The following is a 9,137-nucleotide window of genomic DNA, read 5'->3' on the forward strand; positions in this document are numbered from 1 at the left end:
TTCCCTCGGCCCGATTGCCGATTCCAAAGGGTTAAGTCTGTGGTGATTTCGGCATTCCAGTGGCCGGTTTCCCCGCCGGCTGGAGACATGATAACCAATTCTCCTTGAGCGGTACGCTCCAGCTTCAGGTCAGGATTGGCGGCACAAAGCCGAATAAAATCTGCTCGGCTCAGGGTTGTCAGGGGGGATAGATTCAGAGTCAGAGCAACCATGGCAGGCGTTTGGACACTCCTAAACCATTCTTAGAATGAGTCTAATGGGACCTCAGGATTTGCCCTCTGCTCTTAACCAAGCCACATCTTAACTGGGGTGAGGGGCGGGTTTGGTCAGGCCGATCACCTGAGTGTATGCACCGCGGGCCTGGGTTACACCAATGGTGTGCTCAGCTTTTTCGATCATCGGGCGGCGTAAACTGACCACCAAAAACTGCGCCTGACGAGATTGCTGCCAGATCATATTGGCCAATTTTTCCACATTGGCCCCGTCCAAAAACATATCTACTTCATCAAAGGCGTAAAAGCTGGAAGGGCGGAATCGCTGCAGAGCAAAAATAAAGCTGAGGGCTGTCAAGGATTTTTCTCCTCCCGACATGGCGCTGAGACGGCGCACCGGCTTACCTTTGGGGTGGGCCACCAAGGTTAGACCGCCTGCGAAGGGATCCTCTGGGTTTTCCAATTCCAAATGACCATCCCCATCGGAAAGTTGGGCAAAGATGGTTTGAAAATGGCCGTTGACGGCATGAAAGGCATCCAAGAAGGCTTGCCGACGCAGGGTGGAAAAGTTCTCGATGCGCAGCAACAACTCGGTGCGCTCTTGGTGCAGGGTTTCCAGTTTGGCGCTGAGATCCCGCAGGCGAGCTTGGGTCTGTTCGTATTCGGCAATGGCCAGCATGTTCACCGGCTCCAGGGATCGCAATTGCTCTTCGATTTTGCGTTTTTGCCGCTGCAGCTCGTCTAAGGTCAGGGTGGCGGGCAAGTCGGGCAGCGGATCCGGCAGCTCTTGAACCACCGCTTGCAGTTGGGTTTGCAGTTGGGCCAGCAGGGCCTCTTTTTCCTGTTGTTGGGTGAGGGCGTTGTAGCGTTCCCACTCCAGGCGTTGGATTTGCTGTTGTTGGGCCCGCAATTGGAATTCTTGCCGATCCCGCTCTTGGCGCAGGTGGGAAAGTCGGGCCTCGATCTGGCTTATCTGTTGCCGTTGCTCGGCAAGGTGTTGCTGGATTTGGCCAAGGGTGGCTTGGGCTTGGACGATCTGCTCCTGCAGATGGGCTTGGCGCTGTTTGCTCTCCTGCAGGCGCTCCTGGTGGTGCTGGATTTGGGCCTGTTTCAGGTGTTGTTGGCCGGAGTTCTCCTGCTGTTGCCGCTCCAGTTGGGTCAGTTGCTGCTGCAGCTCTGCCAAGCGACTTTCTTGCTGCTGCACCGCCTGCTGCAGTTGCTGCCAATGCTGGTTCACCGGGGATCCCTCCAGTTGGCTGAGCTTGAGGGTGAGATCGGCTAGGCGCTGTTGCAAGGGATCCCAGCGCAGTTGAATCTGCTGGAGCCGCTGCTGGATCTGGTGGCTTTCGCTTTGCCTTTGCGCCAGGGATCCCTGCAGGTGTTGCAGGCGGGCCTGTTGCTTTTGGCAATCGGCTTGGTGCCGCTCCAGATATTGCTGGGCTTGCAGGGCGTCTTGGCGAGCCAGGAGCAGGGCTTGGGCCAGTTGTTTTTCGCGGGCTTGGGCTGCTTGTAGGCGCAGGGTGAGGGCGGCCAGCAGTTCCTCCAGCTCGGCCAAGCGGGAGCGCAAGGCGGCCTCCTCGGAAGGTTCGCCGGCAGAAAAGTGGATCCCAGCTCGCTGGGGGGCGCTGCCGCCGGTCATGGCGCCCGAAGTTTCCAACAGCTCCCCTTCCAGAGTAACCATGCGGTGCTTGCCGATGTGGGGCTGGGCCAGCTCTAGGCTTTGGAAAACCAGGGTGGAGCCGAACACAAAGCCGAAAACATCCCGGTAGCGCTCTTCAAAACGCACCAAACGAATGGCGTAGTCGATCAGGCCGTCCAATTTCAGGGGGCTGGGTGGGCGGGTGGGCTGGAGCTTGTTCAAGGGCAAAAAGGTGGCGCGTCCGGCTTTTTCCCGCTTCAAAAAGTTGACGGCGCTCACGGCCACGGTGTCATCTTCCACCACCACAAAGTGCAGCCGGTTCCCTGCCGCGATCTCCAGCGCCAGTTGATACTGGGGATCCACCTGCCCCAACTGGGCCACCAACCCCAAAACCCCCGGCAGACGGGCACTCAGGATGGCTTGGGTCGCTCGGGATCCCTGGGATTCTTGCAACACTTGGCGGCGGGTTTCCCATTTGTCCAGTTGCCGCTGCTTGGCGTGCAGCTCGACGGTGAGGCGCTCGTGGGTGGCGCGATCCAGCTCCAGGCCGGCCTGCAGTTGCGCCAGCTCTTGGGCCAGGGTCTGAACCTGAGCTTCCGACTGTCGGCAAGTGTGTTCCAGCTCGGCGGTGAGGGCCAGGTGGGATCCCAGCCACGCCTCGATCTGGGCAATCTCCGCTTGGATCTCTTGGCTTTGCCGTTCCAGTTGCCGTTGTCGCTCTTGCAGGCGAATTTGCTCCTGTTGGAGAGGCTCCTGTTCAGCGCGGAGTTCCTCAATGTGGCGGGTGAGGTAGCGCTGCTGTTTCACCCAGGCATCAGCGGATTGGGCTAGGGCGCGCAGCTGTTCGCGGCTCTGTTCCAAGCTAATTTGGGCTTTCTGAACCTGGGCCTGCAGGGATCCCTGGGCTTGGGCCAGTTGCTCTTGTTGGCTGTGCAGGTGTTCCAGCTCCGCCTGCAGATGCTGCTGTTGGGCTTGGCACTCCTGATGTAGGCGCTGCGCTTGCTGGATCTCCTCCTGCCAGGCTGCGATCTGTCGGCTGACCTGTTGCCGCTGTGCTTCGGCGGCGGCGATTTGGGCTTGCAGGTGCAGGTATTCCTCCTCTCCAAGAGCATGGATGCGGCTTTGCAACTCGGCCAGGGCGGCTTCGGCCTGTTGCAAATGATCGTTCAAGGTCTGCACCTGAGCAGTGGCCTGCTCCTGAGTTTCCAGAAACCGCTGAATGGCCGCCTGGGTTTCTTCCACTTGGGCCTGCAAATGCCGCCAAAGCAACACCTGTTGCTGCTGCTCCAGCGTTTGCAACTGCAGCCGCAGTTGCTGATAGTGTTGGGCCTTTTCGCTCTCTCTGAGCAGCCGCTCTCCTTGAGCTTGCCATTCTTGTTCGATGAGCCGAAAGCGCTCAATTTGTTCCCGTACCGCCTCCAGCTTGCTGTTGGCCTGGGCGATCTTGCGGTCGAAGGTGGCCACCCCCGCCAATTCGTCGATGATCTGCCGCCGTTCCTTGGGGTGCATGGAAATGATACTGGTGACATCCCCTTGTAAAACAACGTTGTAGCCGTTGGGGTAGATGTGCATCGCCTCCAGTTGTTCGTGCAGCTCGCTCAGGGTACAGGGCACATCGTTGATATAAAAGGTGCTGGTGTAGGGGAGAGAATCCGTCCCACTATCGCGGGCGAGCTCCTCAACCTTTCCGGGCTTGACCCGCAGCCGGCGACTGACTTTCCATTCCCTGGGCTGACCATCTTCTCCTGGCCCCAGCTCAAAGGTGACGGAAACATGGGTTTCCACCTGCCGATTGCCGTTGAGGCTGCCGGAATGCACCAGATCCAACAGCCTTTCTGCCCGCATCCCTCGCGAGGACGATAAACCCAGCGCAAACAGGATCCCATCCAGGATGTTGGACTTACCGGAGCCATTGGGGCCGGAAATGACCGTAAAGCCCGGCAGCAGGGGCAACGAGGTGGTGCTGCCAAACGACTTAAATCGGGTCAGCTCAATCCGCTTGATGTACATCACACCCCACATCTAGCGTGGCCACCAGCATATGATGGCAACAGGCTAGCATGGGTAGCAAAAACCTGTGCAGCCTGGGTCTCTAGGACAGCCTGGGATCCGCATCTGTGCTGACGAGCAGGTCGGCCTTTTGGAGAAGACGATGCACCTCCGCCCTCAGCTCCGGCCAGCGGTAGGTCAGTAAGTTTGCCTTGGAGATAAACAGCAGCCGGTATCCGGGTTTCAGGTTTGGGCACAGAGGGCGCAAGATTTCTCGCAACTGGCGGCGCAGCCGATTCCGCTTTACGGCAGATTTGCTCACCTTTCTGCCGATCACCAGCCCCACTTGGCTAGGGATCCCTTCGCACCCTGCGGGCATCGGCTGAAACAGCAGGGTCAAGCCTGCACCGGAACGACGTTGGCCCCCCTGGTAGAGCGCCTGAAAAGCTCGTCGATCCCGCAATCGATGAGGAGCCGGCAACATTGGGCACCGAGGAGAGTCTGCCCCAGAAGTCAGCGAGTTTTGGGCTGCAACGCTCCAAAAAACCAAGACAAATCAAATCTCTGACCAAAGGGCTTAGGAAACCGCCAGGCGATAACGCCCCTTGGCCCGCCGTCGCCGCAAGACCTGACGCCCAGTTGCCGTTCGCATTCTGGCCCGAAACCCAGAAACCCGAATGCGTCTGCGATTGGTGCCACGAAGGGTACGCTGAGTCATGGTGAGAAGCCAACTTATGAATCCAAGATCATTTGCCAGAGCTGACCAGACCGAAATTAGCCCGCTTGAAACTGATCGCAGACGCTTAATCTTAGCAGACTCAATGGAAAATTGCTAGATTGGCCACCCCGCGCCGAGCAGTTAAATTGGGAATCCCGAAGCTCCTGTCGAGGAAGCCGCCGCTGTTTCCTCTGGGCTTCTGCTGTGTCGCTCTGAGTGTGTGGTGTGGATATTTCCCTGGATCAGCTCTGGGATGAAGCCCTGTGTCATCTGCAGGTGCAGCTCAGCCGCCCAACCTTTGAGGCTTGGATCAAAACGGCGCGGGCTGAATCGTTGGTGGACAACCGCCTCACCATCTGTACCCCCAGCGAATGGGCACGGGGCTGGCTGCAAAAGCACTACGCTTCCACCATCACCGAGGTGGTGCAGCGGGTAGCCGGGATCCCTTTGCAGGTGGAGTTTTCCGTTTCCCCCCACGCTTCTGTCGAGGCAGAACCCCCTTCAAGGGCGATTTCCCCAACATCGGGCAGAGCCGGCAGCTTACCTGCCTCCACCACCCTAGGACTGGAAGTCGGCGGCAGCCTGCCCATGCGGGCGCCGGATCTCAACCCCAAGTATTCCTTCTCGCGGTTTGTGGTTGGCCCCAACAACCGCATGGCTCACGCTGCAGCTCTGGCTGTGGCCGACAAGCCTGGGCGCGCCTACAACCCCCTGTTTCTCTGCGGTGGGGTGGGTCTGGGCAAAACCCACCTGATGCAGGCCATTGGCCACTACCAACTGGAGGCCAATTCACGCGCCAAGGTCTTCTACGTGTCCACCGAACGGTTTACCAACGATTTAATCGATGCCATCCGGCGAGACAGCATGCAGTCTTTCCGGGAGCACTATCGAGATGTAGATATTTTATTGGTGGATGACGTTCAATTTATCGAAGGCAAAGAGTACACCCAAGAGGAGTTTTTTCACACCTTTAATACGCTGCACGAGTCCGGCAAACAGATCGTACTGGCCGCCGACCGCTCTCCTCATCTGATCCCGCGTCTGCAGGAGCGGCTTTGTTCTCGTTTCTCCATGGGTTTGATTGCGGAAATTCAATCGCCCGATATCGAAACCCGCATGGCCATTCTCAAGAAGAAAGCCGAGTACGAGGGGATGAACCTGCCCGCCGACGTGATCGAGTACATTGCCACCACCTACACCAGCAACATCCGCGAGCTGGAAGGTGCCCTGATCCGCGCCGTCGCCTATGTTTCCATTTCCGGCTTGCCGATGAGTGTAGAGACGATTCAGCCCATCCTCAATCCCCCCAGCGAGCCGAAAGAGATCACCGCCGACATGATTACCGATGTGGTCTGTGAAGAATTCGGCATCGACCGAGACAGTTTACTGGGATCCTCCCGCAAGCGTGACATCAGCCAAGCACGGCAAATTGCCATGTTCTTGATGCGCCACTACACCAACCTCAGCCTGCCCAAAATTGGCGACTACTTTGGGGGAAAAGATCACACCACCGTCCTCTATAGCTGTGAAAAGGTCAGTCAGCTACAGCGGCAAAGTCTGCAATTTGAACGGCAACTGCAAAAATTGGTCGAGCGCTTGCGGGTGGTTGCCAACAGCCGGAACAGCTAGGCTTTCTGTTGTCGTTGAGCCGTCTTTGAGGTGTTGTTGCCGCGCTGTGGAGCACCTCCAGCCTTGCCCGTCTGCGTGGAGAATCCCTCGGAAAGCGGCTACAGTAGGGACGCAATGAATGTGGTTGCAGGTGGTGAGACAGTCTGGCAAAGGGCTTCGCCTGGGTATGCTGCTCCTCTGGGCTGGACTGGTGCCTGAGCGGCCGGTTTGGGCCAATTCCCAGCAAGCCCCTATTCCAGATCCGGTGCCGGCCATCCTCTCAGCCGCTTTGGATTTGGGCTTGGATGACCGAATTTTAGAAGACAGCCCCGTGTTGCGCCGCTGGCTGCAAAACCCGCCCAATCTCCTGGAAGAAATCCGCAACACGCCCGTCTTGCCCACCCGCTTGCAGGCCGGCTTTGAGTCCTCTTCGCACTGGCGAATCAGCCTGCAGGATTTGCGCCTGGGAGATCGCCTCACCCTCAGCGGTGACTATCGCCAATCTTCCGAACATCCCGAAGTGCGCCAGTACGGGTCGGAGATGCGATACTTTCTGGCCCCCCTGGGATCCCGTTTTAATCTGGCGCCACAACTGGGGTATCGGGCTTTGGAACAAAAAAACCGCAGCCTCAGCGGAGTTAGCTATGGGGCTTTTGCCGTTTTGGCCTTGGCTCCCGGAGCTGCAGATTTGACCGGTAGCTACAGTTGGGTTGCCCCCCAGGAGCCGGAAGAAGGACAGGCCACCCTGGCGGAGCTCACTGCTGCCTACGCCATTAGCCCTTCCTTTCGTCTTTCTGCTCGCTATAGCCTGCGCAACTCGACCTTGGATCGGGAGTTTAGCTTTGGCGTTGGGCTGGAGTGGATCCCCTAGCCTGCGCTCTCGCCCTCACTCCCAGGCCCTCTCCCGGTGGAAGAGGAGGGCTGGGGATCGACGCGACTTGGATTTGGGTGATGGCTCCGCTCTGGACTCAATGAATGGCCACCTTAACCCAGCCCAGATCAGAGGCGCACCGCCCGCACAAAGGCCACCCAACCCAAGCTGAGATAACGCTCCAACTGCAGCCCCACCTGTTGAAGGTGCTCGCGCAACTGGGTTTCCGAGAAAAAATGAAGGCCGGTGGCTTCCAGCCATTGCTGCACCATCTGCCCCCATCCCTGTACCTGCTGGCTGTGCATCGAGACAAAGGCCCCTCCCGGTTTCAAGACGCGGGCAATTTCCCGCAAACAGGGATCCAAAGGCAATTCGTTCAAGGTGGCCCCGCTGATCACCGCCCCAAAAGTTCCAGAGGCGAGGGGAAGCTGTTCGGCTCGAGCCCGCATCAGGCTGTAGTGCTGCCAGTGGGGCTGTGCCTGTTGAGCGGCTTCCGCCAATACCCCTGCCGCATTGTCCAGGCCGACCACCGTCCGCTGCGGATCCCTGGCCAGAATCAAGCGGCTCCAGTACCCCCCGGCAGTGCCCAAATCCAAGATGGGATCTTCCTCCCCCACCAGCTCGGCCAGCAGTTGACCCTCCCGCTCGCTGCCAAAGCTCTCCCCCGTCAGTAGCGACAGAGCCCAGGGCCGCCAGAGGCGATCGTAGCCCCAGGCGAACCCAGGCAGATGGGCAATGGCTTGGGCCGGGGTGAGATGCAAGTCCGATGAGCTGCCGATAAAATCCACAGCCCCAGAAGCGGTGATGGGGTAAATTTGGCCACAACTGGGACAATAAACCCGATCTGCCACGGATCCCTGTTCCCGCCCTGGTGATTGGGTCAACCCTTCCCGACCGCAGCTCAGGCAGCGATAAAGGTGAACCGGCAAAGCAGAGAGCGAAGAGAGCATGCGACAGCCCAACGCAACCCAAAACTCGCGAGGAAAAGGGGGCAGCTGCCGGGATCCAGCCCCAACAACCCCCCCAGTTGTCTATCTGGCAATGGAGATGGGATCCCTTAGACCAACTTTGGACTCCGTCCCGCTTCCGCAAGTGGACTGGGCAGGCCGACCTTCTCCGGGATGGGCACATACTCCGAGACAATCGCCCGGAATTCGTCGCCATCCAGGGTTTCCCGTTCCACCAAGGTATCGGCCAATCGATCCAGCAGAGGGCGGTGCTCCAGCAAAATCTGCTTGGCCTTCTGGTAGCAGCTCTCCAGGATCTGCCGCACCTGGCGGTCGATCTTGGCGGCCACATCCTCCGAGTACTCGACGCGGTTCATCCAGCCGCCGCCCAAGAATACCTCGTTGTTGGGGGGATCCAGCATCAAGGGCCCCAGCTCAGACATGCCAAAGCGGGTCACCATCTGCCGCACCAGATTCGTGTTCTGCTGTAGGTCGTTGCTGGCTCCGGTGGTCACTTCCGAGTAGCCGAAGACGATCTCTTCAGCCGCCCGACCGCCAAAGCCCACCACCACCCGATCCAGCAGCCAAGCGCGGCTGTACATGCCGGAGTCGATCTGCTCCTCGTTGGGCAGTTGCTGGGCAAAGCCACCTGCGCCGCCGGAACGGGGGATGATGGTCACCTTGTTCAAGGGATCCGCGTGGGGCAAAAGTGTCATCAACAGGGCATGGCCACACTCGTGGTAGGCGATCAGGCGCTTGCTCTTGCCGTCCAGAAGCGGGGGCTTGGTCAGGCCGATGGTGATGCGGTCGATGGCATCGTCAATGTCTTGGTTGGTGATGGCCATGCGCTGACGGCGGGCCGCCAAAATGGCCGCTTCATTGAGCAGGTTGGCCAGATCCGCGCCGGCAAAGCCGGGGGTACGGCGGGCAATCGCCTCCAGGCTGACCTCTTCCGCCAGCTTCTTGTTGCGGGCATGCACCCGCAAGATCTCGTAGCGCCCCTTGAAACTGGGCCGATCCACCGTAACCTGGCGGTCGAAGCGGCCCGGACGCAAGAGAGCCGCATCCAACACATCAGGGCGGTTGGTGGCGGCAATCACGATAATGCCGGTGTTGCCCTCAAAGCCGTCCATCTCGGTGAGCAACTGGTTCA

At 59.1% G+C, this 9,137-nt stretch carries 8 protein-coding genes; 2 read left to right on the plus strand and 6 right to left on the minus strand.

Going from position 1 to position 9,137, the window contains the following annotated elements; all coding sequences use genetic code 11:
* The 4 genes from NW818_RS09790 to rpmH form a co-directional block, all read right to left on the minus strand.
* Window positions 1–212, minus strand: a 212-nt coding sequence (locus tag NW818_RS09790; RefSeq protein ID WP_414424443.1) for a Uma2 family endonuclease, incomplete at its 3' end; no start/stop codon positions are given.
* Between the two features lie 88 nt (window positions 213–300).
* Window positions 301–3,861: a chromosome segregation protein SMC gene (gene smc / locus NW818_RS09795; protein WP_414424444.1), complete on the minus strand. Its 3,561-nt coding sequence runs from the start codon at window positions 3,859–3,861 to the stop codon at window positions 301–303.
* 82 nt (window positions 3,862–3,943) lie between these two features.
* Window positions 3,944–4,324 (minus strand): ribonuclease P protein component, encoded by a 381-nt coding sequence (rnpA, locus tag NW818_RS09800; protein ID WP_414342200.1) that lies wholly within the window; start codon window positions 4,322–4,324, stop codon window positions 3,944–3,946.
* A 93-nt stretch (window positions 4,325–4,417) separates the two neighbouring features.
* Entirely contained in the window at window positions 4,418–4,558 is a 141-nt protein-coding gene (rpmH, locus tag NW818_RS09805) for a 50S ribosomal protein L34 (RefSeq protein ID WP_011434477.1), read from the minus strand.
* 225 nt (window positions 4,559–4,783) lie between these two features.
* Between rpmH and dnaA the strand changes: the two genes are divergently transcribed.
* Window positions 4,784–6,187, plus strand: coding sequence for a chromosomal replication initiator protein DnaA (gene dnaA, locus NW818_RS09810; RefSeq protein WP_414342198.1), 1,404 nt, complete (start codon window positions 4,784–4,786; stop codon window positions 6,185–6,187).
* 130 nt (window positions 6,188–6,317) lie between these two features.
* Window positions 6,318–7,037 carry a hypothetical protein gene (locus NW818_RS09815; RefSeq protein WP_414424445.1) on the plus strand — a complete coding sequence of 240 codons (720 nt, stop codon included), beginning with the start codon at window positions 6,318–6,320 and terminating at the stop codon, window positions 7,035–7,037.
* 128 nt (window positions 7,038–7,165) lie between these two features.
* On the opposite strand, the gene NW818_RS09820 is transcribed toward NW818_RS09815, so the two are convergent.
* Window positions 7,166–7,987, minus strand: a complete 822-nt coding sequence (locus NW818_RS09820) for a class I SAM-dependent methyltransferase (protein ID WP_414424446.1) — start codon at window positions 7,985–7,987, stop codon at window positions 7,166–7,168.
* A gap of 107 nt (window positions 7,988–8,094) precedes the next feature.
* On the minus strand, window positions 8,095–9,137 hold a 1,043-nt coding region (locus NW818_RS09825; RefSeq protein ID WP_414424447.1), incomplete at its 5' end, for an ATP-dependent metallopeptidase FtsH/Yme1/Tma family protein.

This window comes from Synechococcus sp. R6-5 (assembly GCF_047461775.1).
In the GTDB taxonomy this organism is placed as follows: Bacteria; Cyanobacteriota; Cyanobacteriia; order Thermostichales; family Thermostichaceae; genus Thermostichus.

Coding starts and splice junctions, on each gene's coding strand:
- smc (WP_414424444.1), bottom strand. CDS start 3,861: ATGTACATCAAGCGGATTGAGCTGACCCGATTTAAGTCGTTTGGCAGC.
- rnpA (WP_414342200.1), bottom strand. CDS start 4,324: ATGTTGCCGGCTCCTCATCGATTGCGGGATCGACGAGCTTTTCAGGCG.
- rpmH (WP_011434477.1), bottom strand. CDS start 4,558: ATGACTCAGCGTACCCTTCGTGGCACCAATCGCAGACGCATTCGGGTT.
- NW818_RS09820 (WP_414424446.1), bottom strand. CDS start 7,987: ATGCTCTCTTCGCTCTCTGCTTTGCCGGTTCACCTTTATCGCTGCCTG.